This window comes from Bradyrhizobium sp. WSM2793, from assembly GCF_000379585.1.
Classification (GTDB): Bacteria; Pseudomonadota; Alphaproteobacteria; order Rhizobiales; family Xanthobacteraceae; genus Bradyrhizobium.
In genome coordinates, this window is the sequence record NZ_KB902801.1 from 1 (window position 1) to 25653 (window position 25653).

Annotated in this window: 26 protein-coding genes and 1 pseudogene; 10 read left to right on the plus strand and 17 right to left on the minus strand. The window is 65.3% G+C overall.

What is annotated here, in order from left to right; translation table 11 throughout:
• From A3AS_RS0129410 to A3AS_RS0129420, 3 genes are all read right to left on the minus strand, one after another.
• Window positions 1-171, minus strand: a 171-nt coding sequence (locus tag A3AS_RS0129410; RefSeq protein ID WP_026202485.1) for a helix-turn-helix domain-containing protein, incomplete at its 3' end; no start/stop codon positions are given.
• A gap of 230 nt (window positions 172-401) precedes the next feature.
• Window positions 402-611 (minus strand): hypothetical protein, encoded by a 210-nt coding sequence (locus tag A3AS_RS0129415; protein WP_018321085.1) that lies wholly within the window; start codon window positions 609-611, stop codon window positions 402-404.
• A 95-nt stretch (window positions 612-706) separates the two neighbouring features.
• A complete protein-coding gene (locus tag A3AS_RS0129420) occupies window positions 707-973 on the minus strand; it encodes a hypothetical protein (RefSeq protein ID WP_018321086.1) in 267 nt (88 codons plus the stop codon).
• A 1234-nt stretch (window positions 974-2207) separates the two neighbouring features.
• Here A3AS_RS0129420 and A3AS_RS47755 point away from each other — a divergent pair.
• Window positions 2208-2420 (plus strand): hypothetical protein, encoded by a 213-nt coding sequence (locus A3AS_RS47755; protein ID WP_157644430.1) that lies wholly within the window; start codon window positions 2208-2210, stop codon window positions 2418-2420.
• A 129-nt stretch (window positions 2421-2549) separates the two neighbouring features.
• Here the strand turns inward: A3AS_RS47755 and gatB are convergent, their stop codons facing one another.
• The 7 genes from gatB to A3AS_RS0129460 all read right to left on the minus strand — a co-directional run bounded on the left by gatB (window position 2550) and on the right by A3AS_RS0129460 (window position 8669).
• A complete protein-coding gene (gene gatB, locus A3AS_RS0129430; RefSeq protein WP_018321088.1) occupies window positions 2550-4028 on the minus strand; it encodes an Asp-tRNA(Asn)/Glu-tRNA(Gln) amidotransferase subunit GatB in 1479 nt (492 codons plus the stop codon).
• A complete protein-coding gene (locus tag A3AS_RS0129435) occupies window positions 4025-4327 on the minus strand; it encodes a hypothetical protein (protein WP_018321089.1) in 303 nt (100 codons plus the stop codon). The genes gatB and A3AS_RS0129435 overlap by 4 nt, the downstream gene beginning before the upstream one ends.
• Window positions 4318-5793, minus strand: a complete 1476-nt coding sequence (gatA, locus tag A3AS_RS0129440; protein WP_018321090.1) for an Asp-tRNA(Asn)/Glu-tRNA(Gln) amidotransferase subunit GatA — start codon at window positions 5791-5793, stop codon at window positions 4318-4320. Before gatA ends, A3AS_RS0129435 begins: the two co-directional genes overlap by 10 nt.
• Window positions 5790-6002 (minus strand): hypothetical protein, encoded by a 213-nt coding sequence (locus tag A3AS_RS0129445; RefSeq protein ID WP_018321091.1) that lies wholly within the window; start codon window positions 6000-6002, stop codon window positions 5790-5792. Before A3AS_RS0129445 ends, gatA begins: the two co-directional genes overlap by 4 nt.
• A 14-nt stretch (window positions 6003-6016) precedes the next feature.
• Window positions 6017-6304 carry an Asp-tRNA(Asn)/Glu-tRNA(Gln) amidotransferase subunit GatC gene (gatC, locus tag A3AS_RS0129450; RefSeq protein WP_018321092.1) on the minus strand — a complete coding sequence of 96 codons (288 nt, stop codon included), beginning with the start codon at window positions 6302-6304 and terminating at the stop codon, window positions 6017-6019.
• Window positions 6305-6444: 140 nt separating this feature from the next.
• The gene (locus tag A3AS_RS0129455) at window positions 6445-7521 is read right to left on the minus strand and encodes a nitronate monooxygenase family protein (RefSeq protein ID WP_018321093.1); all 1077 of its coding nucleotides are present in this window, start codon (window positions 7519-7521) and stop codon (window positions 6445-6447) included.
• Between the two features lie 107 nt (window positions 7522-7628).
• Window positions 7629-8669, minus strand: a complete 1041-nt coding sequence (locus A3AS_RS0129460; RefSeq protein ID WP_018321094.1) for a nitronate monooxygenase family protein — start codon at window positions 8667-8669, stop codon at window positions 7629-7631.
• Window positions 8670-8766: 97 nt separating this feature from the next.
• Here A3AS_RS0129460 and A3AS_RS0129465 point away from each other — a divergent pair, with 97 nt between their 5' ends.
• Window positions 8767-9657, plus strand: a complete 891-nt coding sequence (locus tag A3AS_RS0129465; protein WP_018321095.1) for a LysR family transcriptional regulator — start codon at window positions 8767-8769, stop codon at window positions 9655-9657.
• 195 nt (window positions 9658-9852) lie between these two features.
• Entirely contained in the window at window positions 9853-10788 is a 936-nt protein-coding gene (locus A3AS_RS0129470; protein WP_018321096.1) for a cyclase family protein, read from the plus strand.
• A gap of 120 nt (window positions 10789-10908) precedes the next feature.
• On the opposite strand, the gene A3AS_RS44010 is transcribed toward A3AS_RS0129470, so the two are convergent.
• Window positions 10909-13128 (minus strand): DNA/RNA non-specific endonuclease, encoded by a 2220-nt coding sequence (locus A3AS_RS44010; protein ID WP_018321097.1) that lies wholly within the window; start codon window positions 13126-13128, stop codon window positions 10909-10911.
• A gap of 272 nt (window positions 13129-13400) precedes the next feature.
• Window positions 13401-13613 (minus strand): hypothetical protein, encoded by a 213-nt coding sequence (locus A3AS_RS0129480; protein ID WP_018321098.1) that lies wholly within the window; start codon window positions 13611-13613, stop codon window positions 13401-13403.
• Window positions 13614-13658: 45 nt separating this feature from the next.
• Between A3AS_RS0129480 and ruvX the strand changes: the two genes are divergently transcribed.
• Entirely contained in the window at window positions 13659-14144 is a 486-nt protein-coding gene (ruvX, locus tag A3AS_RS0129485; RefSeq protein ID WP_018321099.1) for a Holliday junction resolvase RuvX, read from the plus strand.
• Between the two features lie 3 nt (window positions 14145-14147).
• A complete protein-coding gene (locus A3AS_RS0129490; RefSeq protein WP_018321100.1) occupies window positions 14148-15071 on the plus strand; it encodes an AEC family transporter in 924 nt (307 codons plus the stop codon).
• Here the strand turns inward: A3AS_RS0129490 and A3AS_RS0129495 are convergent.
• The 3 genes and pseudogenes from A3AS_RS0129495 to A3AS_RS0129505 all read right to left on the minus strand — a co-directional run bounded on the left by A3AS_RS0129495 (window position 15068) and on the right by A3AS_RS0129505 (window position 18277).
• Window positions 15068-15832: a CPBP family intramembrane glutamic endopeptidase gene (locus tag A3AS_RS0129495; RefSeq protein WP_018321101.1), complete on the minus strand. Its 765-nt coding sequence runs from the start codon at window positions 15830-15832 to the stop codon at window positions 15068-15070. The genes A3AS_RS0129490 and A3AS_RS0129495 overlap by 4 nt on opposite strands.
• Before the next feature lie 23 nt (window positions 15833-15855).
• Window positions 15856-17499, minus strand: a complete 1644-nt coding sequence (locus A3AS_RS0129500; RefSeq protein WP_018321102.1) for an isovaleryl-CoA dehydrogenase — start codon at window positions 17497-17499, stop codon at window positions 15856-15858.
• 20 nt (window positions 17500-17519) lie between these two features.
• Window positions 17520-18277, minus strand: a pseudogene (locus tag A3AS_RS0129505) (M15 family metallopeptidase).
• 198 nt (window positions 18278-18475) lie between these two features.
• Between A3AS_RS0129505 and A3AS_RS0129510 the strand changes: the two are divergent.
• The 4 genes from A3AS_RS0129510 to A3AS_RS0129525 all read left to right on the plus strand — a co-directional run bounded on the left by A3AS_RS0129510 (window position 18476) and on the right by A3AS_RS0129525 (window position 22726).
• Complete coding sequence (locus A3AS_RS0129510) at window positions 18476-19423, plus strand: aspartate carbamoyltransferase catalytic subunit (protein WP_018321103.1); 948 nt, start codon at window positions 18476-18478, stop codon at window positions 19421-19423.
• 5 nt (window positions 19424-19428) lie between these two features.
• Window positions 19429-20730, plus strand: a complete 1302-nt coding sequence (locus tag A3AS_RS0129515; RefSeq protein WP_026202486.1) for a dihydroorotase — start codon at window positions 19429-19431, stop codon at window positions 20728-20730.
• 47 nt (window positions 20731-20777) lie between these two features.
• Complete coding sequence (plsY, locus tag A3AS_RS0129520; RefSeq protein ID WP_018321105.1) at window positions 20778-21374, plus strand: glycerol-3-phosphate 1-O-acyltransferase PlsY; 597 nt, start codon at window positions 20778-20780, stop codon at window positions 21372-21374.
• Window positions 21375-21523: 149 nt separating this feature from the next.
• Window positions 21524-22726 carry a patatin-like phospholipase family protein gene (locus A3AS_RS0129525; RefSeq protein ID WP_026202487.1) on the plus strand — a complete coding sequence of 401 codons (1203 nt, stop codon included), beginning with the start codon at window positions 21524-21526 and terminating at the stop codon, window positions 22724-22726.
• On the opposite strand, the gene A3AS_RS0129530 is transcribed toward A3AS_RS0129525, so the two are convergent.
• Window positions 22718-23962: an amidase gene (locus tag A3AS_RS0129530; protein ID WP_018321107.1), complete on the minus strand. Its 1245-nt coding sequence runs from the start codon at window positions 23960-23962 to the stop codon at window positions 22718-22720. The two genes, A3AS_RS0129525 and A3AS_RS0129530, sit on opposite strands and share 9 nt — an antisense overlap.
• Before the next feature lie 91 nt (window positions 23963-24053).
• Here A3AS_RS0129530 and dprA point away from each other — a divergent pair, with 91 nt between their 5' ends.
• A complete protein-coding gene (dprA, locus tag A3AS_RS0129535; RefSeq protein ID WP_018321108.1) occupies window positions 24054-25196 on the plus strand; it encodes a DNA-processing protein DprA in 1143 nt (380 codons plus the stop codon).
• On the opposite strand, the gene A3AS_RS0129540 is transcribed toward dprA, so the two are convergent.
• The gene (locus A3AS_RS0129540) at window positions 25193-25615 is read right to left on the minus strand and encodes a helix-turn-helix domain-containing protein (protein WP_018321109.1); all 423 of its coding nucleotides are present in this window, start codon (window positions 25613-25615) and stop codon (window positions 25193-25195) included. The two genes, dprA and A3AS_RS0129540, sit on opposite strands and share 4 nt — an antisense overlap.
• Window positions 25616-25653 lie beyond the last annotated feature (38 nt).

Consider the following 25653-nt stretch of genomic DNA (forward strand, 5'->3'; position numbering starts at 1 on the left):
GCGATCGCTCAGGGCCTCGAGACCGTACTCCTTATAGCGATCGAAGATCTTGTAGCCGGTCTTGCGCGATATGCCGAACTCGCGGCAGACCTCGGACATGGCTTCTCCTTCCAGAAGCCGGGCGACAAAGCGAAGGCGTTCTTCCATGACCGAACTCGCTCTCCACGGCATCGCCACCTCCCGCAGAACAAAAGCGGAAAGTGTAACCCATGTGTCCGGTACGTTCTGTCACCTATGTCTCGGGCCGCTCAGCAGAATCAATCCAGGTCTGGGCGTTCTTTCAGCTGAAAGCGCTCGTGTGACCGGCGCGAAAGCCCGGCGCAAGGATCGACGCGGCCGTTCAGCTCGATTCGCACCATCTTATATGTCTTATATGTGTGGGTATGCGTGTTGGTCCGCGCCTAGCGGTGGAACCGCCAGATCCGCCAATGCGAGGGCGAAATCAGCACCGCCTCGCCGGCCCAGACATTGTACCAGACGCCGGACCTGCGCCGGCACGGAAACGACCAGGGCAGAATCCCAGTCTTGTGCGGACGTCCGAGTTCCAGATCGCACTCATCGGGAGCGATCTGAATCGGCAGCCATCGTCCATTGGTATCGGGCTCGCTCATGCCGCACGGGTCTTATGTGGCGGCACGACGAAGAAACTTGATTCAGCGCAACCAGGCCCACCCGTGCGAACACGGGTGCGGATGCGATTCTCGGTTCAGTGCGTGGAGACCCACGCCCTCGCCTCGCGCTGTGCGGCCGAGATCTCGGCATCCGACATCTGCCCGGCGACTTCCTGGCGCAGCGTCACGGCGTCCTTGCGGCCCTTCAGGGCGGCGAGGTTGAACCATTTGTGCGCGGCGACGAGATCGACGAGCCCGGAACGGCCGCTCGCCCAATAGATCCCGCGCTCGAACAGCACGTCCGACAGCGCGGTCGCGTCGATCGGCGTTGCCGTCTCCAGATCGAAAGTACCCTGAAACATAACGCATCCCCTTTTTTTCTTGTGCCTTGCTCCCCCGAGCGCGGCTCCCGTCCAACTCTGATGTGCATGACCCTTGCTGGGACCGCGCACTGTTCAACTCATCCCTTGGGCTTCTTGCCCAACGCCGTTTGCCGGCTTGTTGGAGGCGATGATGGCGGGCAAATTTGAATGGCAGTTTAAGTATCGCGATGAAGCAGACGTAAACGCGAGCGCGCGGCGCCGGCGCGCAGAATTCAAGAAGTCGCTGATTTGCAGGCACTTCTGCGTTTCGTCAGATTTGGTTTACCCTGGGATTTTGGGACATCGATAACCATCGCGCGCGGTGGACGCATCCTGCGGCGTCCCCACTCGCTATCGTCGCCCGCGCCCGGGCTATCGCCAAGGCTTCGCCTGGCCCCGTCGTCCTTGAGCGCCGAAGCTTCGGCGAAGGCGGCAGAAGGGTGACCGGCACTCCAGAGATGGCAATGTCGCACGAGCAGCCCGGCGTACTGGATCGCCCGGCCGGAGCGCGGCGATGACACCGCGAATGGTGGAAGCGGCGTGCGAGCAGCGCGCAATCGGGCCGCAGCCCTCGCCTGCCCAAGGTGGAGCGGCCAGCGCAACGATGACGCCGTGGTCAGATCAGCAAGTGGGGAAAAGGAAATGCCGGCAATACCCCGGCCTCAGGAGAACGAGGGCGTCGGCGAACACGTCAGGACCAGATTCCACTTTGACCGCGAGGCCACTCGTGAAATTGCAGAACCGGAGAACCGGCCCCGCACCGAACGAAGAAAACTAGTTTCTTCTGCCGGACCGCAAAGAGAACGGTCCGACCGTTGACCTGATGTCTCGCCGACACCCTCTATCGTCGACCAGGACCTCTAGGAGGCGCTGATGACGTGCCGGCTGCTGGAGCCGGCAACTTCAGAAGCGAAGTTACTTCTTCTTCTTCGCGACCTTGCGGGTCTTCTTCGCAGTCTTCTTCACTGCGCTCTTCGCCTTCTTCGCCTTCTTCGCTTTCTTGGCCATGTTGCCCTCCGATGTGTGAGATGGCTTTAATCGCTGCGTGCAGTCGGGGATCGAATGCACACTCATCCCGAATACACCAACACAACGAAAAAAACAGCGTCTCGCTTAAAGAAGTGTTGACGACGCAACGCGCGTGCGCTTGGCGAACGCGATGCAAGCGCACCGAACGACACGTGCGAGCGACCGCACAGCGTGCGCGCAGCATCGACGTTCGCGGCGGATGCGATTGCAGAAAAACACTATGCAGCAAGTATTTTTCTTTGCGCGCGCATCGCGCGCGATCAACGCGATGATGCGCATCGCCGATCCCGCGATCACCTCGCAAGGGCGCTTCGCGGACTCTGAGTCGCGATTTTTGGCAACGAAAATATTTTCATGCTTAACGGCGCGAACGCTCGCCGGAGCGTGTGCGAGCCGCCGTTTTGCGCGAATCGCGTGACGGCGATTCGGCCGTTGCATCGCGTCTGGTCGGGATGAAGTTTACCGCCGAGGGTGCGCGCGAGCGTCGCATCGAGAACCGACAGCGAGGCGACGGAGCGTGTCCGTCACCTCGTTCGAACGCGCGAGGTTAGAGGCCGAGCTTCGACTTGAGCACGTCGTTGACGCTCTGCGGGTTGGCCTTGCCGCCGGACGCCTTCATCACCTGACCGACGAACCAGCCGAGCGACTGCGGCTTGTCCTTGACCTGCGCGGCCTTGTCGGGATTGGCCGCGATGATGTCGTCGACAACCTTTTCGATCGCCGAAAGATCCGTGACCTGCTTCATGCCGCGGCTTTCCACCAGCGCGCGGGGATCGCCGCCCTCCTGCCAGACGATCTCGAACAGGTCCTTGGCGATCTTGCCCGAGATCGTGCCCTCTCCGATCAGGTCGATGATGCCCGAGAGCTGCTCGGCGCTGACCGGAGAGCCCGTAATATCCCGGCCTTCCTTGTTGAGACGGCCGAACAGCTCGTTGATCACCCAGTTCGCCGCCATCTTGCCGTCGCGCGCGCGGTTGCCGAGCTTCTCGAGCACGGTCTCGTAGAACACCGCGCTCTCGCGCTCGGCGACCAGCACGCTCGCGTCATAGGGCGACAGGCCGAGATCGGCGACGAAGCGCGTCTTCTTCTGGTCCGGCAGCTCCGGCAGCTTCGCCTTCAGCTCGTCGACGAATTCCTGGCTGAACTCCAGCGGCAGCAGGTCGGGATCGGGGAAGTAGCGATAGTCATGCGCCTCTTCCTTGGACCGCATCGAGCGGGTCTCGCCCTTGTTGGGATCGAACCGACGCGTCTCCTGCTCGATCTGACCGCCGTCCTCCAGGATCTCGATCTGGCGCCGCGCTTCATACTCGATCGCCTGGCCGATGAAGGTGATCGAGTTCATGTTCTTGATTTCGCAGCGGGTGCCGAGCGGCCCACCGGGCTTGCGCACGGAGACGTTGACGTCGGCGCGCAGGCTTCCCTTCTCCATGTCACCGTCACAGGTGCCGAGGTAGCGCATGATCGAGCGTAGCTTGGTCACATAGGCCTTGGCCTGCTCGGCGTCGCGGATGTCCGGTTTCGAGACAATCTCCATCAGCGCCACGCCACAGCGGTTGAAATCGATGTAGGACAGCGACGGAGACCGGTCGTGCAGCATTTTGCCGGGATCCTGCTCCAGATGCAGCCGCTCGATGCCGATGGAGACACTGCGGCCGCCGTCGAGATCGATAATCACCTCGCCCTCGCCCACGACAGGCGACTTGTACTGGCTGATCTGATAGCCCTGCGGCAGGTCGGGATAGAAGTAGTTCTTCCGGTCGAACACCGAACGCAGATTGATCTGCGCGTTGAGACCGAGCCCGGTCCGGACAGCCTGCCTGACGCATTCCTCGTTGATGACGGGCAGCATGCCCGGCATCGCGGCATCGACCAGCGACACCTGCGTGTTCGGCTCGCCGCCGAACGCGGTCGAGGCGCCCGAGAACAGCTTTGAGTTCGACGTCACCTGGGCGTGAATCTCCATGCCGATGACCACCTCCCAATCACCGGTGGCGCCCTTGAGAAGCTTGTGCGTGGCCGTGCTCATGTCGTGCTCCCGAGCAGCGTGACAGCGATCCGCTCCCACTCCGCTTCCAATGAATCCTTTGCCGCGGGCTGGCCGGCCTGGCGGTACCAGTAGCCGGCATTGCCGAGATCGCCCTCGACGCGGTGCAGATAGGCGTGCACCCAGGCCGCGTCACGGCCGTTGTCGTCCTGGACGATCTTGTGCGCCTGATCCCAATCGCCCTTCGCGGCCCACCACAGGCCGGCGAGCGGCGCGCTCAGGTGTCGCGCGGGCGCCGCGCTGTCGAGGCTCGCGATGAACGCGGCGACATTCACCACCACCTCGCGGGCGTGAAGCGGCCGGCCGCCTGCTCGATCACCTCGCCGAGCGAGAACAGCGTCTCCTCCTCGAACGGACGGCCGATCAGCTGCAGGCCGAGCGGCAGGCCTTGCGCGTCCTTGCCGGCGGGCACCGCGATGCCGGGCAGGCCCGCCATGTTCACGGTCACCGTGAAGATGTCGTTGAGATACATCTCGACCGGATCCGCGCCGCCCTTCTCGCCGATGCCGAAGGCCGCCGACGGCGTCGCCGGCGTCAGGATCGCGTCGACGCCCCGCGCGAAGCAATCCTCGAAATCCTTCTTGATCAGCGTGCGCACCTTTTGCGCGCGCAGATAATAGGCGTCGTAGTAGCCGGCCGAGAGCACATAGGTGCCGATCATGACGCGGCGGCGAACCTCTGCGCCGAAACCTTCGGCGCGGGTGTTCTCGTAGAGCTCGACGATGTTCTTGGCCTGCTCGCGCAGGCCATAGCGGACCCCGTCATAGCGCGCGAGGTTGGAGGATGCCTCCGCCGGCGCCACGATGTAATAGGCCGGCAGCGCGTATTTGGTGTGCGGCAGCGACACCTCGACCAGTTCGGCGCCGGCCGCCTTCAGCCAGGCCGCGCCTTCGCTCCAGAGTTTCTCGATCTCGGCCGGCATGCCGTCGAGACGATACTCCTTGGGGATGCCGATCTTCATGCCCTTCACGGACTTGCCGATCGCGGCCTCGTAATCCGGCACGGCGATGTCGACCGAGGTCGTGTCCTTGGGGTCATGGCCGGCCATCGAGCGCAGCAGCATCGCGGCATCGCGCACGCTGCGCGCGATCGGGCCTGCCTGGTCGAGCGAAGAGGCAAAGGCGACAATGCCCCAGCGCGAGCAGCGGCCATAGGTCGGCTTGATGCCGACGGTCGCGGTGAACGCCGCCGGCTGGCGGATCGAACCGCCGGTGTCGGTCGCGGTCGCGCCCATGCAGAGCAGCGCCGCCACGGCCGAGGCCGAGCCGCCGGACGAGCCGCCGGGCACCAGCGTGGTGTTGCTGCCCTCGCGCCGCCAGGGATTGCCCACGGGACCGAAGCACGAGGTCTCGTTCGCCGAGCCCATCGCGAACTCGTCATTGTTGAGCTTGCCGAGCATCACCGCACCGTCGCGCCACAGCTGCGAGGTGATGGTGGACTCGTAGGTCGGCACGAAATTGCCGAGGATCTTCGAGCATGCCGTGGTGCGCACGCCCTTGGTCGCGAACAAATCCTTGATGCCGAGCGGAATGCCGGCGAGCGGGCCGGCATCGCCCTTGGCGATCTTCTCGTCCACGGCCTTGGCCATGTCGCGGGCCTGCTCCGGCGTCTCCATCACGAAGGCGTTGAGCACCCGCGCGGCTTCGATCGCGCTCAGATGCGCGTCGGTCAGCTCGAGGGACGTGAAAGTCTTGTCGGCGAGACCCTTGCGGGCCTCGGCGAGCGTCAGCGATGTCAAATCGGTCATTTATTGATCGGGCTGCAGAAGAACGGAGACAGGGTCTTGTCGTTGGCCGGGTCGTCTTTTTTGGCGGCCGCATTTGCAGCGGCCTCGATCTCGTCGAGCACGGCATTGACGGCGACGTTGGGATCGGCAGCCTTGCCCTGCCGCTCCATCTTGTCGAGGTAGTTCATGTAGGCCTGATAGGCCTTCTCATCGTCGCAAAGCAGGCACATCGGATCTAACCTGTTTATTCAACGACCTTGGGCACCAGGAAGAAGTGACCTTCGGTCGCGGGCGCGTTGGCAACGATATCGTCGGCGATCTCGCCGTCATCGACCACGTCCTGCCGCTTCTTCATCTGCATCGGGGTGACCGAGGTCATGGGCTCCACGCCCTCGACATTGACCTCCGAGAGCTGCTCGATAAAGGCGAGCATGGCGTTGAGCTCGCCCTGCAGATGCGGAACCTCGCCCTCGGAAACCGCGATGCGCGCCAGATGCGCGATGCGGCGGACGGTAGCGGCGTCGACGGACATTATATAAGGCCTCTCACGGCAAAACCTATGTGCCGTATAGCAGAGGCCGGTTTTGCGCCGCAACCGGCGCTAGCGCATGATCCGGAAAAGTGTGAAGCGGTTTTCCGAAAAGATCATGCGCAAACAAGAACCTAAAGCGCTTAGCTGGCCAGCGCTTTCATGCGGGCCAGCGCCGATTTGGCAAAATCCCGGGTCAATTCGGCCGCAGGGACCTCGCGGCCCAGCGCCACAGCCTGTCCGGCCCAGAGATTGGTGAAATCCACCCTGCCCTGCTTTTCGGCAGCCGTCTTCAATGGTCCCAGCGCGGTTGCGGCATGGGGAAACGGCGGGGCGTCCGGCGAGATCGGGCCGGCCTCGCGCATCAGGCGGTTCTGGATGCCGCGCGCCGGCCGGCCGGTCATGACATTGGTGATCACGGTGGAATCGTCCCGCGCTTCAGCCAGCGCCTTGCGGCCGCCGGCGCTGACCTTGGACTCCGGACAGCGCAGATAGGCGCTGCCGATCTGCACGCCCGAGGCACCGAGCGCGAAGGCGGCGGCGATGCCGCGCCCGTCCGCGATGCCACCGGCCGCGATCACCGGCACCTTCACGGCATCGGCGACCTGCGGCACCAGCGCGAACGTGCCGGGCTGCTCGGAGATCTTGTCGGTCAGGAACATGCCGCGATGGCCGCCGGCCTCGGCGCCTTGCGCAATGACGGCATCGACGCCGCGCTGTTCGAGCCAGACCGCCTCCTTCACCGTCGTCGCCGACGAGATGACGAGGCAGCCAGCGGCCTTGACGCGCTTGAGCAGCGCCTGCTCCGGGAGACCGAAATGGAAGCTGACGATCTCGGGCTTCAGCTCCTCGACGACCTGGCAGAAGGCGGCATCGAACGGCGCGCGGTTCGCCGCAGCGACCGGCGCCGCGGGATCGAGACCATGCTCGATGTAGTAGCCCGTGAGCCGCTGCTTCCAGCGCGCTTCAGCCTCAGTCGAAAGGTCAACCGGCGTGTGGCAGAAGAAGTTCATGTTGACCGGCGCCTTCACGCGCTGGCGGATGATGTTGACCTGCTCGCGCGCCTTCTCCGGCGACAGCATCGCGCTCGGCAACGAGCCGAGCCCACCGCCCTCTGCCACGGCGATCACCAGCTCCGCATCCATCACACCCGCCATCGGCGCCAGCACGATCGGAAATTCGGTCTTGAAGAGGTCGATCAGTCGACGGTCAGGCCACATCGTTCTTGCCTCGTATTCGCTCTTCCCCTCTCCCCTTGTGGGAGAGGGTGGATCGCCGCGCCAGCGGCGAGACGGGTGAGGGGTATCTCTCCTCAATCACCACCATACTAAGTTTGCGGAGAGATACCCCTCATCCGGCGCTTCGCGCCACCTTCTCCCACAAGGGGAGAAGGAAGGGCACCGGCCACCGAATTACGTTTTCCTTCCAACAGCTGCTCCGCCTCAATCGCAATCCGCTCGACGATCTCCGCCGCCGGTGGAATATCATGGATCAGTCCGACTGCCTCGCCGGCAATCACCGCGGCGACGTCGAAATTGCCGGCTGCCTTGGCCGCGGCATAATCCGCCGCGACCCCAGCGACATTCTGCATCAACTCGACTTCGCGACCACTCCAGCGCCGGGCATGATCATTGACCAGACACCGCCCGGTAAACGGCGCCGGCCAGACATTGTTGCGGGAGAGATCGAAGATGATGCCGCGCACAGTCGAGCCGCTGCTTGCCGCGCAGATGCGCCGCTTGGCCTCCTCTGCACCGTCGGCCTCCTCACTCGCATAGAAGCGCGTGCCAAGCAGCACGCCACTCGCGCCCAGCATCATCATCGCAGCAAGCCCACGCCCATCGGCGATGCCGCCGGCCGCAACCACCGGCACGCCCGCGGCAAGATCTACGATTGCGGGCACAAGATCGACCGTGGTGCGGGAGGCGCCGTGCCCGCCCGCCTCCGTCCCCTGCGCGATCAGGATATCGGCGCCGGCTTCGAGCGCCTGCCGCGCCATCGCCTCGTCCTGTACCTGGCAAATCAGACGCGCCCCGGCCGACTTGATCTTGTTCGCGAACGGCGCAGGATCTCCGAACGATAGCATGATCGCGGATGGTCTTGCGCCGAGCGCGATGTCGAGAAGCTCGGGCCGCTTGGCGAGGCTCCATGTAATGAAGCCGATCCCGAACGGCGCGGACAGCGAAGCGAGCTTCGCGGTCTCCCGCTCCAGCCACGTCCTCTCGCCATAGCCGCCGCCCAGAATGCCAAACCCGCCGGCGCCGCTCACGGCCGCGACCAGACGGCTGCCCGCGATGACATCCATCGGTGCCAGCAGGACGGGATGGCTGATCTCAAGCAGCGTGGTCAGCGGTGTCGCAATGGGCATGGTCCTTCCCCGATCTGGACAGCGAGAGTAAGTGCGATTAGCATTCTCGAAAATTGAATTGTTGCGAACGCTACCATCTCAAACGCGAAACGGTACGATGGAACTCAGCGATCTCCAGACCTTTGCGGCCGTCGCCCGCAGCGGCGGCATCACCCGTGCCGCGGAAGAGCTGAACACCGTGCAATCCAACGTCACCCAGCGCGTGAAAGCGCTGGAGGCGGAGATCGGCACGCAGCTGTTCGAACGCCATAGCCGCGGCATGACGCTGACCGGCGCCGGCAAGCGCCTCCTGCCCTATGCTCAGCGGATGGCCGCGCTGTCGCGCGAGGCCGTGCTTGCCGCGCGCGACGATGGCGAGCCGAAGGGACCGCTCGCGATCGGTTCGATGGAGACCACGGCGGCGGTGCGGCTGCCGCCGCTGCTCGCCGACTTCCATCGCCGCTTTCCCGCGGTGCGCCTGTCCTTGCGTACCGCGCCGACCGCCGACCTCGTCGCGAGCGTGCTCGAAGGCGCGCTCGATGGTGCCTTCGTCGCAGGTCCGATCGCGCACGACGACCTCACTGCGACGAGCGCCTTCCGCGAGGAGCTGGTGCTGGTCAGCGCGCGGCGCTGGACCTCCCTCGCCGAGCTGCGCGCCGGCACGCCGGAGTCCGGCCCGACGGCACTGGTGTTTCGCACCGGCTGCACCTACCGCCAGCGGCTCGAGCAGGTGTTCGTCGAGTTCGGCTGGCCCTCAGCCACGCGCTTCGAGCTCGGCACGCTTGACGGCATGATCGGCTGCGTCGCCGCCGACATGGGCGTGACGTTGCTGCCGCGTGCCGTCGTCGAGCGCAGCGCAATGAACGGCAGCGTCTCGATGCACACGCTGAGCACCTCGCACGCGCGCGTCGAGACACTCTTCATCCAGAGCCGCGCCGGACATCAATCCAGCGCGCTGAGCGGTTTTGCCGCTTGCCTGAAGACCGACCAGGACGTCATCGCAGCCTGACGCGGTGAGACGTTCCATCGCACGAAATTCAACGTCACAAATCTGCCGTACTTGAATCCGTCGACGTCGCGCTGCGTTCGGCGGCCGCAGCACCGCGCGCTGAAATATTTTGAAGCGCAGACGCCTTTGACGTTAGGATGCGGCACTGCCAGCGCAAATTACCATAACGAAGCCAAAACATCGGGAGGACTATCGATGCGCAATACGTTCGTGTTGTGCTGCGTCGCCGCGTTGTCGGCGATGTCAGGAACTGCAAGCGCTCAGGACTGGACGAAATCGAAATGGGGGCCGAACGACGAAATCGGCGCCGCCAACTACATGACGCCGGAGCTCGTGGTGAAAGCCGCCTCTCTGGTGAAGACCGGCAAGACCTACGCACTCGGCATTCCCGTCACGCCGCAGACGCCGGCCTATCCGCCGCGCGCCTTCAAGCTCACCATCGTGCAGCCCGGACAGGCCGGCATTCCAGGCCTCGGGCCCAACAAGGCCACCTATAACGACGACATCCTCGACACCTGGGTCGGCATCGGCAGCCAGCTCGACGGGCTCGGTCATCTCGGTGTCGAGCACGTCTATTACAACGGCAACAAGCTCGCCGACTTCGCCGATCCGAACGGATTGAAGAAGCTCGGCATCGAAAAGGTGCCGCCGATGGTCACGCGCGGCGTGCTGCTCGACATGGCCGCCTATTTCCAGACCGACGTGGTGAAGGAAGGAACCGCCTTCAACGTCAAGGAGATCGAGGAAGCCGCCAAGCAGCAGAACGTCGAAATCCGGCAAGGCGACGTCGTGATCTTCCACACCGGCTGGCTCAGCCTGATCGGCAAGGACGACAAGCGCTATTCCGCCGGTGAGCCCGGCCTCGGCGTCGAAGGCGCGAAGTATTTGACCGGCAAGGGCGTCGTCGCAGTCGGTGCCGATACCTGGGCCCTCGAGGTGCTGCCGTTCGAATCCAAGAACGTGTTCGAGGTGCACCAGATCCTGCTCGCGATGAATGGGACCTATATCCTCGAGAACATGGACACCGCCGCGCTCGCTCGCGACAAGGGCTATGAATTCCTGTTCGTGCTGGGCCAGCCGCGCTGGACCGGCGGCGTACAGGCAATGATCAACCCGATCGCGATCCGCTGACGTCGGACGCGCGTCTGGCGAAAGAAGCCGGGTGAGGACTTGCAGTGCCTCGATAGAGCGCACCGCTGCCCTCACCCGAACGTCGCCTCGGTTTCGCTGCCTCGCGAACCGAAGCGCTCATCAGAGTCGAATGTCCTCATAGGACTCGATCCGCCGCGGGCCGACCGAGGTCGCCTCGTGCGAATCCGCATCAGTGAGATTGCCGAAATCGAGCTTGGTCAATTTCGCGAGGTCCGCGATCGAGACCTGGAAGACACTGACATCCTCCTCCGACATCTTTTCGCGCAGATCCGCCTCCTGGATGCGATCGATCTCCATGACCAGCTTCCGCTGGCTCATCAGGAACGCCGCCGCCTTGAGAGCGTCGTCATCCTCGTTGCGTCGGATCAGAATCTTCCAGAAATATTTCGGGATCTGAACGCCGCCGAAGCTCGGATCCTTGTGCGGCCGCCCGGCCGGATTGGGCAGATCGGATCCATCGGCATCCGGCCCGTCGAACACCGGACCGTTCATGACGATGCCCTTCTCCTCGCCTTCAAGCAGGACATCGCGCGTGTAATCTTCCAGGCCCGCCCAGAGCTGCTTACCCTGGTTGAACGAGAAGAATTGCGGCGAGCAATTGGTGAAGTGGAAGGAATCGTCGCCATGCTGCTTGGCCGCGGCGACGGTGTCGCCCCAGGTCGCATCGAGGCGGCGCACGAGATGACCGCGATCGAACGGATTCTTGCTGCGGTCCGCTTCGAACGTGGCCTGCTTGCGGTAGAATTCGTCGCCGATCTGGGCATCGTCGTCGATGCGCGGATCGCGCAACCAGGAATCGCCTTCGCGCTTGCCGACGTCCTGTTGCTGCCCGCCGTCGATATTGACACAGCTGAAGAAGGCGAGCCGGCGCTCCTTGTTCATGACGACGCTGTAGTTGAAATATTTCAGCTCGGACTGCCTGGAGCTTCCCTTGAGCGTCGCGATTCTGGACTTGAGCGCGGCCGGAATCTTCGGCAGGGCCACCGAGAATTTACCGGTGCCGAGAAAATTTGCCTTGTATCCGGGACGCGATTTCAGCGTGCTCTGATCGATATGCACGGCCTCCATGGGCAGGCCGTTCGCACTGATGCGAGGCAGGAGGCCGGCCGGCGGAGCGATCAACGGCTTGCCACCGTTCGGCATACCGCCGTTCTGCGCCCCTCCGTTGCCCCCAGGCGGGCCCGGCTCGGGTGCCAGCGGCGCGAACGGAATCTCCTTCCGGAACATCGGCAATGGCACGCGGATCGGAACCACCAGCGAGGTGCCGTCGAGCGACTGCTCGACCCAGACATTGGCGCCGAACGCAGGCGCGGCGACCGGTGCGCGAACCTTCTCGACCTCGAGCCGGATCGGCGGCTCTTCCTCGTCCAGCACCGGCTTGATCAGGGGATGGGAGCCAACGGCGACCTTGAGATCGGCGACGATCGCGCTGATCCGGATGCCTTCATTGGCGATCCAGTCGATCAGAGATTCATCCATCGACGGCTTCCAGACCTTGCCATCCTTGGCCAGGGTGCGGCCCTGCGCATCCTTCCGGGGAACGCCGCTATGATGCAGCGCGACCACCTGCCAGAAGCGGTTGAACGCCGGCGAGCCCGACGATCCGGCCGTCGTATCGGTGTTGTACCAGAGGAAGTCGCCGACATATTTGAGCAGCTTGTTCTCGCGGACGCAGACCTGCTTCATCTGCCCGCTGGGGTGTTGGACGATGGTGAGGTACTCGCCGGGGTCTGCCTTGCCGGGCGCGCCGCGGAGCGGCAACCATCCCCAATCCTCGAGCTCCTCGTGGCCCGACAGCGAGGTCGGCGCCACCGCGACGACCGAGAAATCCAGCCTGTCATTGGTGTAGAAGAACTTGCCCGGCTCGAAACCGAACCGCACAGGCACACGCTCTTGTCCGGAGACGTCGAGCTCGTAGTTGAAATCGGCGATCGAATTGGCGGCGTCGGCCGGCTTGCCGAAGACATGATGGTTTGTCAGCAGCAGGCCCGGCCCGATCAGAAAGCCCGAGCCGTAGCCGAGCAGGTTCGACTTGAGATCCCTGAGCTGAATGCGGCAGACCGAGCGCGAGGCCGCAGTCCCCTTGGCGAGATAGTTGATGCTGTCGAGATCATTGCCCTGGATGATCCGCTCCAGGCCGATCTCGGCCTTCTCCACGTCCTGCGTCTCGGCCAGCAGCTGGCGCTGGCGCACGCGCATCTTCTCGACCGTCATCTCGATCGGACCGTCGCCCAGTTTCCGGTTCAAGGCTTCGGGTGAGAACTCGGCTTGCTTGAATCGCCTTTCTGAGCCCGCGATCAGGCTTGGCTTGATGAGCATCGGTGACCTCTCAAATGACTGGCGAATATTGGACCTGGTGAGCGCCTGAAAAAATCTGCGCGAAGTTGCAGCGCGGGCCGTATGGCCGATCGCTGCCGATCGTTCTGGAAATCGGGGCTCCGCCCCACACTACTTTAGACCGGTACATCTCCTGCCACGCAACCACCGGCATCATGCCATGGTCTGCAATGTCACCAGTGTGAGATTTCCCACATTTGATCGAAGCGCCCGCGCATCACGATTTCGCGCGCTGCTTGCTGCCGCTGGATCATCTACGGCTTCAGCTGCCACCGCCGCAGCGCCACGACGGCCCAGACCGCTTCGACCAGGCCGAACGGCCAGGCGCCCTGGAGAAAGCCATAGGCCGATCCGAGCGCGCAGGACGCGGCGAACAGCAGCACGAACCAATGGCTGCGATCTTCCAGGGCGTAAGTGACCAGCATCGCCGTGACGGCGAACAGGCCGAATAATGTCAGCGCGTCCATTGTTCCGGGTTCACTCCGCGGCGCGACGCATGATATGCGCTACGCATGCCGGCTCTTATCCTGCCCCTCATCGATGCTGCAACCCACTGGCCCGCCCGCGGCGCGCTGGTCGGGCTGGACCTCGGCACCAAGACCATCGGCGTTGCGGTGTCTGACCCGGACCGGCGGCTTGCGACCGGCGTCGAGACAATCCAGCGCAAGCAGTTCAAGCAGGATGCCGCCCGGCTGCTCGCGATCGCGGCCGAGCGCAGGGTGGTCGGCTTCGTGCTCGGCCTGCCCATCAACATGGACGGCAGCGAGGGTCCGCGCGCTCAATCCACCCGCGCCTTCGCCCGCAATCTCGCCGGCCTGACCGCCCTCCCCATCGGCCTGTGGGACGAGCGCCTTTCGACCGCGGCCGTCGAACGCGAGCTGATCGGCATGGACGTCAGCCGCGCCAAGCGCGCCGAGGTGATCGACGAGCACGCCGCGATCTTCATCCTGCAGGGCGCGCTCGACCGCCTCGCCAATCTGCGTCCAGGGACCGCCTGACCGATGGCCGTCGTGATCGCGGCGCTGCTGCCGGTCTTCATCCTCATCGTGCTCGGAATCGTGCTGAAGCGCAGCCTGATGCGGCTCGACACGCAATGGCACGGGCTGGAGCGACTGACCTATTTCGTGCTGTTTCCGATGCTGCTGATCCAGACGCTGGTGAAGGCCGACCTCTCCAAGGTGCCGGTCGCCGGCGTCGGCGGTGCGCTGCTGCTGTCGGCACTGGCGATGTCGCTGCTCTGCCTCGCGCTGCGCCCTGCCCTGGCCCGGCTCGATATCGACGGCCCCGCCTTCACCTCGATCTTCCAGGGCGCGACGCGCTGGCAGACCTTCGTCGGGCTGTCGGTGGCCGCCAACATGTTCGGCGATGTCGGGCTGGCGCTCGCCTCCGTGGCGATGGTCGCGATCATTCCCCTCGTCAACGTATTGAGCGTCGTGGTGCTCGCTCATTACGCCGCGCCCGAGAAGCAGTCCGCAGGCACGATCGTCATGACGGTGATCCGCAATCCGCTGATCTGGGCCTGCGCGATCGGGCTCTTCGTCAATGTCACCCACCTGCCGTTGCCAAAACTCTGGCACGACGTGGCGGACGCGCTCAGCCGCTCCTCGCTAGCGATCGGCCTGCTCGTCACCGGCGCGGGCCTGCATCTCGAAGGCCTCTTGCGTCCAAGCATGGCCGCGGCCATCGGCGTCGTCTTCAAGCTCGCACTGATGCCTGCGCTGGCGCTGGCGCTGGCCGCCTGGTTCGGCCTGTCAGGCGACAGCCGCGCGATCGTGGCGATCTGCGCGGCGGTGCCGACCTCGTCCAGCGCCTATGTGATGGCGCGCCAGATGGGCGGCGACGCGCCGCTGCTGGCGCAGATCATCACGCTGCAGACGATTCTGGCGGCCATCACGATGCCGATCGCGATCGCGCTGGCGGCCTAGCTCCCCAGCCACATCGTCAGCACCACCGCGGTCAGATTGTTCAGCGCGTGCAGCACGATGGTGAGCCAGAGCGAATTCGCCCGATAGCGCATATAGCCGAACCACAGGCCGATGGTGAAGACTTCGGCGAGGAAGTACATGTCGTATTGCAGGTGCACGATGGTCCAGACCAGCGACGACAGCAGGATCGCGCCCGGCACGCGCAAGAAGCTCGCCGACCAGCCGCGATAGAGGAAGCCGCGCGCCAGGATCTCTTCCGACACCGGCGCAGCCACGCTGAAGGCGAATAGCAGCAACAGCGCCGCGCCCTTGTCGCGGCCCGATTTCAACAGATCAGTCATGAAGCCCGGCGTCGCCTCGCGGCCGAGCGCACGCGACATCGTCTCCCAGACCAGCACCAGCAGGATGAGGCCGACCGCACCGAACAGGAGCTGCTTCCAGGACGGCCAATGCAGCGCGAGATAGTCGACGAAGGAGGCTTTCTTGATGGCAATGGCGAGCCACACCGCCAAAAGCGTCGCCGGCAGGCCCATGATGACCGACAGCGCGAGCGCCTGCGGATCGTGGCCGACCGCCTGGAGCGAGGCGAAGTCCATGGGAAGACCACGCTGCGCCACCAGCAGGACGACGGCGCCGATCTGCCCGACGAACATCGCGGCGAAGATAAAAAGGCCCCACAACGCGGTGCCCCAGAACATCCAGACGCGCGGCGGCGCTGGCGTCATAGTCAGCGGCGGATGGTCGGGATTGAGGGAGTCCATCAGAAGGCTTTCGTTGGGAAGACTCACGGCAGCGCCCGCTCCAGCAGCGCGCGGGCCTCGCCGCTCTCCAGCTCGACGGCGCCGTACATGCTGGCGTGATTGGCCGCAAGGCGCGTACTCGCGAACAGTTCGGCATTGCGCGGGGAAACACCGTTGAGAGCCACAGCAGCGGCCAGCAGCGCCAGTTTCTCGACGGCGAGACGCGCGAAGCGCTCGCCATCGGCGCGGCGGAAAGTCTTGCCGATGAACGCGGCCGCGTCTCCTGCCCCAGGCAAGCCCTTCGTCTCGGCCGCAAGCGATTGCAGCACAGCCGTCGCCGGCTCCGGCTCGCGCGAGAGCGCGCGGAGCACGTCGAGGCACATCACATTGCCCGAGCCCTCCCAGATCGCGTTGACCGGCGACTCCCGGTAGTGCCGCGCCAGAATGCCGTCCTCGACATAGCCGTTGCCGCCAAGGCATTCCATGGCCTCATAGAGGAACGGCGGCGCACTCTTGCAGGTCCAGTATTTGATCGCGGGCGTCAAGAGCCGCATGTAGGCGGCCTCCGCCGCATCGTGCGGTGTGCGGTCGAAGGCGCGGCAGAGCCGCATGACCAGGGCCGTGCTCGCCTCGACATGCAGCGCCATGTCGGACAACACCGCCTGCATCAGCGGCTGATCGGCGAGATGTTTCTGGAACACGCTGCGGTGGCGGGCGTGATGCAGCGCATGCGCAAGCCCCGAGCGCATCAGGCCGACGGAGGCGATCGCGCAATCCTGCCGCGTCAGCTGCACCATCTGGATGATGGTGCGGATGCCCTTGCCTTCCTCGCCGACCCGTTCCGCATAGGCACCGATGAACTCGACCTCGGACGAGGCATTGGAGCGATTGCCGAGCTTGTCCTTCAACCGCTGGAACTGGATCGCATTCACCGAACCATCCGGAGCGAAGCGCGGCATGAAGAAACAGGTCAGCCCGCTGTCCGCCTGCGCGAGCACCAGGAAGGCATCGCACATCGGCGCCGACATGAACCATTTGTGGCCGGTGATGCGGTAGGCCTCGCCCTCGCGCACCGCGCGCGTCATGTTGGCACGCACGTCGGTGCCGCCCTGCTTCTCGGTCATGCCCATGCCGAGCGTCATGCCGCGCTTCTGCCACCACGGCGCAAAGCTCGGGTCGTAGCTCCGGGTCGACAGCACCGGCATCACCCTGCCGAGCAGGTCCGGCTGCATCGCCAACGCGCCGACCGAGGCGCGCGTCATCGTGATCGGACAGAGATGGCCGGTCTCGACCTGTGCGGCCATGTAGAATTTCGCCGCGCGGATGACCTCGGCGGCATCGCCCGCCGGCTTTCCGTCTGCCGTCCAGGTCGAATTGTGCACGCCGGCATGGGCGCTGTGCGCCATCAGCTCGTGATAGGCCGGGTGAAACTCGACCTGGTCGCGGCGGTTGCCTTTTGCGTCGAAGGTGCGCAGCTTCGGCGTATTCTCGTTCGCGACGCGCCCGCGATCGGCCATCGCGGCCGAGCCCCACTGCTTGCCAAACTCGGACAGCTCGCGTTCCGCCGCCGCACCGCCATTGGCCTTCACCGCATCGACCAGCGGCCGATCCGCGGCGAACAGGTCGACATCCTCGAACGGCGGCGACTGGTTGAAGACCTCGTGGGTCGCGAAGCTCGGCTGGGTCATGGTGCTTCCTCGGCGCGGAATCAGTTCCGGCGCGGCTGGATCGGGAAATCATAGGCCGCCCCGCCGGCCCCCGGCAGGGAAAAATGCCACCACTCCTTCGAATAGTTCACAAAGCCTTGCCTGGCCATCGCAGCCGCCTGCGCCAGATGCGCTGCTCGGACGTAATCGCCGGTGCCGCGGTATGGCCCTTCGCATCGGTACAGTCGTAGCCGGTGCCCATGTCGACGCTGCCTTCCGGCGCGCGCGCTTCGACCGGCGCGGTGCAATCCGCATAGGCTCTTGATGGGTCGTATTTGGCGGAGTTGTCAGCCTTCAGATCGACCAAAGTGAGATCGAGCGCGGCGCCCGTCGAATGCTGCGACCGGCTCGCGATGTAGCCGAGGCGGAACAGCTCGGTCTTGGGAATTTTGGGATTGTAGCGCCGCTCGGCGGCGCTCTCGTGACCGTTCTGCGACCACTTGACCATGTCGAGCGAGGCCCGCGCCGGCCGGTAGCAGTCGAACATCTTGAGCGAGAGGTCTTGCGCCGCCAGCTCCTGCTGCACCGCCTTGAGCCGCAGCCCGACTTCGCGCTTCACCACGCACTCGCCGGCGTTGTAGCCGGCGAGCGGCCGGCCGACGAAATTGTTCGCGGTGGCGTAGCGGATGTCCTGGATGATGCCGGGAACGATGTCACGCAGATAGACGAAGCCGCCGGGGAGCGATTGGGCGTGGGCCGCGCTGATTGTTGCTGCAGCCAAGAGCACAGTCAGGATTGTTTTCACGAAATGCCCCCACATCGTCATGGCCGGGTTTATCCCGGCCATCCACGTTCTTTTTGCGTCAAATGCGATAGAAGAACGTGGATGCCCGGGACAAGCCCGGGCATGACGTCGAGGCCACGCCGCAGCGTCGGGACCGACAGATCAGGGGATAACTCCCCGCCCCGGCTTTGGCCCTTGCCCCCCCATCCATCCGCGCCTATAGCTCTCGTTTTAATGACATCGAAATCGACCTTCGTCCTTGGCCACCGGCATTTGCTGGGCATCGAGGGCCTTTCCGCGGCCGACATCACCGGCCTCCTCGACCTGTCCGAAGAATATGTCGAGCTCAACCGCCAGGTTGACAAGAAGCGCACCGTCCTGCGGGGACGGACGCAGGTGAACCTCTTCTTCGAGGCCTCCACACGGACCCAATCCTCGTTCGAGCTTGCGGGAAAGCGGCTCGGTGCCGACGTCATGAACATGTCGGTGTCCTCCTCGTCCATGAAGAAGGGCGAGACGCTGATCGACACCGCCATGACGCTGAACGCGATGCACCCGGATATCCTGGTGATGCGCCATCACGCCTCCGGCGCGGTGGAACTGCTGGCGCGCAAGGTTGACGGTTCCGTGATCAATGCCGGCGACGGCGCCCATGAGCATCCGACCCAGGCCCTGCTCGACGCGCTCACCATCCGCCGCAACAAGGGCCGGATCGAGGGGCTCGTGGTCGCGATCTGCGGCGATGTGCTGCATTCGCGCGTCGCCCGCTCGAACATCATCCTGCTCAACACGATGGGCGCCCGCGTCCGCGTGGTCGGCCCCACCACGTTGCTACCGCCGGGCATCGAGCGGATGGGCGTCGAGGTCGCGCGCGACATGCGCGAGGGGCTCAACGGCGCCGACATCGTCATGATGCTGCGGCTGCAGCGCGAGCGCATGAACGGCTCCTTCGTGCCGTCCTCCAGCGAGTACTTCAACTATTTCGGGCTCGACCAGAAGAAGCTCGCCTACGCCAAGCCGGACGCACTCGTGATGCATCCGGGCCCCATGAACCGCGGCGTGGAGATCGACTCGATTGTGGCCGACGGCGCACAGTCCCTGATCCGCGAACAGGTGGAGATGGGGGTGGCCGTGCGCATGGCCGTGCTGGAAGCGCTCGCCCGTAACCTGCCGAACGCGTGATGCCGATGTTGACCGATCGCCGCCCCATCCTGCTCGCCAACGCCCGCGTCGTCGATCCCTCCCGGGATTTCGACGGTGTCGGCGACGTCCTCATCGCCGACGGCGCCATCCGCGAGACCCGCCGCGGCATCGGCGCGGCCGGCGTCCCCGAAGGCACCGACATCGTCAACTGCTCCGGCAAGATCGTCGCGCCCGGCCTGATCGACATGCGCGCCTTCGTCGGCGAGCCCGGCTTCAGCCATCGCGAGACCTTTGCCACCGCGAGCCAGGCGGCCGCGACCGGCGGCATCACCACCATCATCTGCCAGCCCGACACCTCTCCGGTGATCGATAATTCGGCGACCGTCGACTTCGTGATGCGCCGCGCCCGCGACACCGCGATCGTCAACATCCAGCCGATGGCGGCGCTCACAAAGGGCATGCACGGCGATGAGATGACCGAGTTCGGTTTGCTCAAGGCCGCGGGCGCCGTCGCCTTCAGCGATGGCGTCAGAAGCGTGACCAATGCGCAGGTGATGCGCCGCGCGCTGACCTACGCCCGCGATTTCGACGCGCTGATCGTCCACTACACCGAGGATCCCGATCTCGTCGGCGAAGGCGTGATGAACGAGGGCGAGTTCGCATCGCGGCTCGGCCTGATGGGCATCCCGAATGCCGCCGAGGCCGTGATCCTCGAACGCGACATGCGCCTCGTGGCCTTGACCGGCGGCCGCTATCACGCGGCCTCGCTGACCTGCATCGACTCGCTCGAGATCCTCCAGCGCGCGCGCGACGCCGGGCTCGCCGTCAGCGCCTCGGTCTCGATCAACCATCTTGCGCTGAACGAGAACGACATCGGCCCCTACCGTTCGTTCCTGAAACTGTCGCCGCCGTTGCGGACCGAGGACGACCGCCGCGCACTGGTGGCCGCAATCGCCTCCGGCCTCCTCGACGTCATCATGTCCGACCACAATCCGCAGGACGTCGAGGTCAAGCGCCTGCCGTTCGCCGAAGCCGCTCCCGGCGCCGTTGGACTCGAGACCATGCTGCCCGCCGGCCTCCGCCTCGTGCATAATGGCGAGATGGAACTGAAGACGCTGATCCGCGCGATGTCGACCAGGCCGGCCGAACTGCTCGGCCTGCCCGGCGGAACCCTGCGCGCAGGCAGTCCGGCCGACGTCATCGTGATCGATCCCGACGTGCCCTGGGTGGTCGATCCCGCCGACCTTAAATCGCCCTGCAAGAATACTCCGTTCGACGAGGCCCGCTTTACAGGCCGCGTGGTGCGCACCATTGTCGGCGGACGCACGGTTTACGAGCATGTCTGACCTGTGCAATCGTTCGGCTCGGAAGTCGGGCCTTTGGAGCTGCCGCCATGGGGCTTGAAACATTTTTGCCGGTGGCCTTCGTCATCGGCTACCTCCTCGGCTCGATCCCGTTCGGGCTGGTCCTAACCCGGCTCGCCGGCACCCAGGATATTCGCTCGATCGGCTCCGGCAGCATCGGCGCCACCAATGTGCTGCGCACGGGACGCAAGAGCCTTGCCGCGGGCACCCTGCTGTTCGACGCCCTCAAGGGCACCGTGGCCGTGGTGATCGCCGGCTACATTGCGGGACCCAATGCCGCCATGGTCGCCGGGCTCGGCGCGTTCCTCGGCCATCTGTTCCCGGTCTGGCTCAAGTTCCGGGGCGGCAAGGGCGTGGCCGTCTATATCGGCATCCTGATCGGCCTGTTCTGGCCCGGCGCCGTCGTGTTCTGCCTGATCTGGCTGGCGACCGCCTTCACCACCCGCTACTCCTCGCTCTCCGCGCTGGTGGCGGCGTTCGTCACGCCGATGTTCCTGTGGTGGTTCGGGCATCTCGCCTTGTCGGCGCTGACGGCACTGCTGACGCTGCTGCTGTTCTACGCGCACCGCGAGAACATCAAGCGCTTGCAGACCGGCAAGGAGAGCCGGATCGGCGAGAAGGCCTGAAGCCGGACATCTACGGATATCGAAGCGACCCTTCTGCATTATATGCCAAATCCTGTTCGCAACTCGGCGCATGCTCGCGGCCGGCAGTAGCGAACAGGTTCCACGCCTGTCATCCTGACAGAAGAAACGGCGTTACGCGATTGCTCAGAATGAGCGAGAAGATTGACGGCGCGCATGACGGGGTTGGTTCGCAGGGCACGGCGGCAAGCCGGCTGCTGTCGGCGACCAATATCTGGTCCGATGCGCCCGCACCGCCGCCTGCGCCAACGCTCACTGCCGTTTCGCCGCCGGCTCCGCCACCTGCCCCCGTCGCTCCCGCTCCTGTTGTAGTCGAGGTCCGACCTGCGGCTGCCCAGGTTGCATCGGCGCAGGCTCGCGCCACCCCCTGGCCGCCGCGAAAGCTCTCGCTGGCGCTGCAGGGCGGCGGCACCTTTGCCGCCTTCACCTGGGGCGTGCTGGAGCGGCTGCTGGAAGAGCCGATCGAGATCGACACCATCAGCGGCGCCAGTGCCGGCGCCATTAATGCGCTCCTGCTCGCCTCCGGCCTTGCCGAAGGCGGCCGCGAAGCGGCACGGGCACGACTGAGCCGGTTCTGGCTCCGCCTGCTGCACGAGGCCTCGTTCCGCTCGCTGATGCTGGTCGGTGGCTTCTCGCCGGCGGGAAGCTCGGTCGCGTTCGGTCCGACGCTGCGCTCCGGCCAGTTCGATCCTTTCGATCTCGATCCGCTGCGACAGGCGCTGTCGCGCGACATCAATTTCGCCGCGCTGCTCAATCCGGACTGCCCGAAGCTCTTGATCGCGGCGACACGGATCCGCGACGGGCAGCAGCACATCTTCCGCAACGACGCCATCACCGCCGACGTCGCGCTGGCCTCGACCTGTCCGCCCCTGGTTCACTGCGCCGTCGAGATCGAGGGCGAAGCCTTTTGGGACGGCGGCTTTGGCGGCAACCCGCCCTTGCTGCGGCTGGCGCAGGACACGACGACGTCCGATGTCCTGCTCGTCCAGGTCACGCCGGCGCGCGACAGCTACGTGCCGATCACGCTCGCCGCGATCGACCGCCGGCTGGACCAGATCGCGGCCAACGCCGCCCTCAATGCCGAGATCGCGGCGATCGAATGGGCGCAAGCGCGTGCCGCGCCGTCGCTGCGCCTCACCAGGATCGCGGCGGAAGATTCCGTTGACGGCCTGGCACAACGTTCGTCCACCGATCTCGGCCGCGGCTTCATTCGCCTGCTGCACCGAAGCGGTCGCGCAGCCGCAGAGCGCTGGCTCGGGCAAGATGCAAAGGTCGGCGCACCGCTCTCTGCGCCCGCACAGTCCCTTGTCGCGTCCGAACCCGCGCTAGCCTGACTTCGCCAGCGCGTTCTCCAGGAACCATGCCGCCGCGAGTGCGACCGGATCGTTGCCGAAGCGCGCGATCACCTGCACGCCGATCGGCAGGCCGCCCGCCTTCAGCACCGGCACGTTGACGCAAGGATTGCCCATCAGCGTCCACAGCCGGTTGTAGCGAGGATCGCCTGTCGTCGCGAGCTCCTTGGCCGGTGCCGTGCCGGGCGCGGAATAGGTCAGGAGCACGTCGACGCCCTCGAACAATTCGCCGAGCTCGCGGCGGCCACGACGGCTGATCCGGCGTGCCTCGTCATATTCCTTCGGCGTCAGATGGGCGGTGGCATCGAGGCTTGCCCGCAGCATCGGCGCGATCTCGTCGTGACGTTCGGAAAACTCCCAGGCCAGCGCGCGATGCGCCTCAAAATCCTGGACGACGGGATGGATGCGCCAGGCCTCCTGCACCGCCTCGGGCAGATCAATGGCCTGCACGCTGGCACCGGCGCGCTCCGCCGCCTTGATCGCGGCCTGCAAGCCTTCTTCGGCCGCCGGCTCCACGGCACCGGCAAATTCCTGCCGGACGACGGCAATGCGTGGCGCCTTGGCCGGGACGATGCCGGAAAACTCGGAGCGGCCCGTCATCGCCAAAAGTCCGCGCGCAAGATCCTCCGCACGCGCGCCGAACAGGCCGACCGTGTCGAGTGCCCACGAATAGCACTTCACGCCAACCGTCGGCAGCATGCGGAACGACGGCTTGATCGCGGCAGTCCCGCAATAGGCCGCGGGCCGGATCACCGAGCCGCCGGTCTGGGTGCCCAGCGCCAGCGGGATCATGCCGGCACCGACCGCCGCCGCCGAGCCCGAGGATGAGCCGCCCGGCGAGTGGCCGAGATCGTGCGGATTGAGCGTCGGGGTTGGATCGCGCGACGCGAATGCCGTGGTCGTGGTCTTGCCGATGATGGTGGCGCCTGCCCGCTTCAGCATCATGACAACAGGCGCATCGCTGCGCGGCTGCCAGCCGCGATAGATCTCCGAGCCCATCTCGGTCGGCATATTGGCGGTGTCGATGATGTCCTTGATGCCAACCGCGATGCCCCGCAGCGGGCCGGAGGCCTGCGCCTTCGCGGATTTGTCATGACGGACGAAGGCGCGAACGTCCTTCTCTTTGGCCTCGATCGCCGCATGCGACTGGGCGATGGCGGCATCGGGCGAGAGCTCGCCCGCTTCGATGCGGCGCTGGAGGTCGGCGAGTGAGATCATGGCAATACCCTTCTTATTGGGATCGCTTTTAGCATCGGGGCGAGGCCACGCAAGCGCACGCCGCTGTTGCGCAACGCCCTCAGGTTGTTCCATGCTGCGGCCACAAGGAGACGCCGTGGACGCCATCAATCCGAGCGTGGAGCTGACCGAAGCTGAGCGGATCGACCGCATGCGGCTGATCCGCTCCGACAATGTCGGACCGCGCACCTTCCGTTCGCTGGTCGATCATTTCGGCAGCCCGCGCGCCGCACTGGAGCGGCTGCCTGATCTGGCGCGCCGCGGCGGCGCGCAGCGGTCTGGGCGCATCTATAGCGCGGACGAGGCCAAGGCCGAGCTCGCCGCCAGCCGCAAATTCGGCATCGCCTGGCGCGCACCCGGCGAGGACGGCTATCCGGCCCGGCTGGCGATGATCGACGATGCGCCGCCGCTGCTCGCGGTGCGCGGCGATACGAAGACCTTGATGCGGCCGATGATCGCCATCGTCGGCTCGCGCAACGCCTCCGGCGCCGGGCTGAAATTCGCAGGCCTGCTGGCGCGCGAGCTCGGCGAAGCCGGATTCATCGTCATCTCAGGGCTCGCCCGCGGCGTCGATCAGGCCGCCCATCGCGCCAGCGTCGCAAGCGGCACGATCGCGGTGCTCGCCGGTGGACATGATTGCATCTATCCGCCCGAGCATGGCGACCTGCTCGCAGCGATCCTCGACCACGCCGGCGCTGCGATTTCCGAGATGCCACTCGGCCACGAGCCGCGCGCCCGCGACTTTCCCCGCCGCAACCGCCTGATCTCGGGCGCCTCGCTCGGCGTCGTCGTGGTGGAAGCGGCGCACCGCTCGGGCTCGCTGATCACCGCGCGCATGGCGGCCGAACAGGGCCGCGAGGTGTTCGCCGTGCCGGGCTCGCCACTCGATCCGCGTGCCGCCGGCGCCAATGATCTGATCAAGCAGGGCGCGACCCTCGTCACGGAAGCTTCCGACATCATCAACGCGGTTGCACCGATCATGGAGCGGCCGCTGATGCACCCCGTCAGCGAGCCCGACAGCGAGCCGTTCGAGAGCGATCCGCAAAGCCACGACCGCAACCAGATCACCGGCCTGCTCGGCCCCACCCCGATCTCGATCGACGATCTCGTGCGGATGTGCGGCGCCTCACCTGCGATCGTGCGCACCGTGCTGCTGGAGCTCGAGCTCGCCGGCAAGCTGGAGCGTCACGGCGGCGGGCTGGTGTCGCTGCTTTAGCTCTCGTTGCGCTCGTCGAACTTCGTCCGCGCCGCCGCGATCTGCTGCTGATGCGCGATCGCCCACTCGCCGAGCGCCTTCACCGGCTGTTGGAGACCACGGCCGAGATCGGTCAACTCATAGTCGACCCGCGGCGGGATGGTGGGGAAGATCGTGCGCGTAACGAGGCCGTCGCGCTCCAGCCCCCGCAGCGTCAATGTCAGCATGCGCTGCGAGATGCCGTTGATCATGCGCTTAAGCTCGTTGAAGCGCTTCGGCCCGTCGCTCAGCATCATGATGACGAACACGCTCCATTTGTCACCGACGCGAGAAAGCACGGAGGCGACCCCACGGCAGTCCGCATGGTCGGGATGCGGCATTGGATCGGGCCTCGGCGTCGCAGGAAAACCGGTGTTCTTAGGTTTCAAAGATGTGCCCATGGCTCAAAAAAGTGCGTTCTTGCGGGGTTTTCGATAGT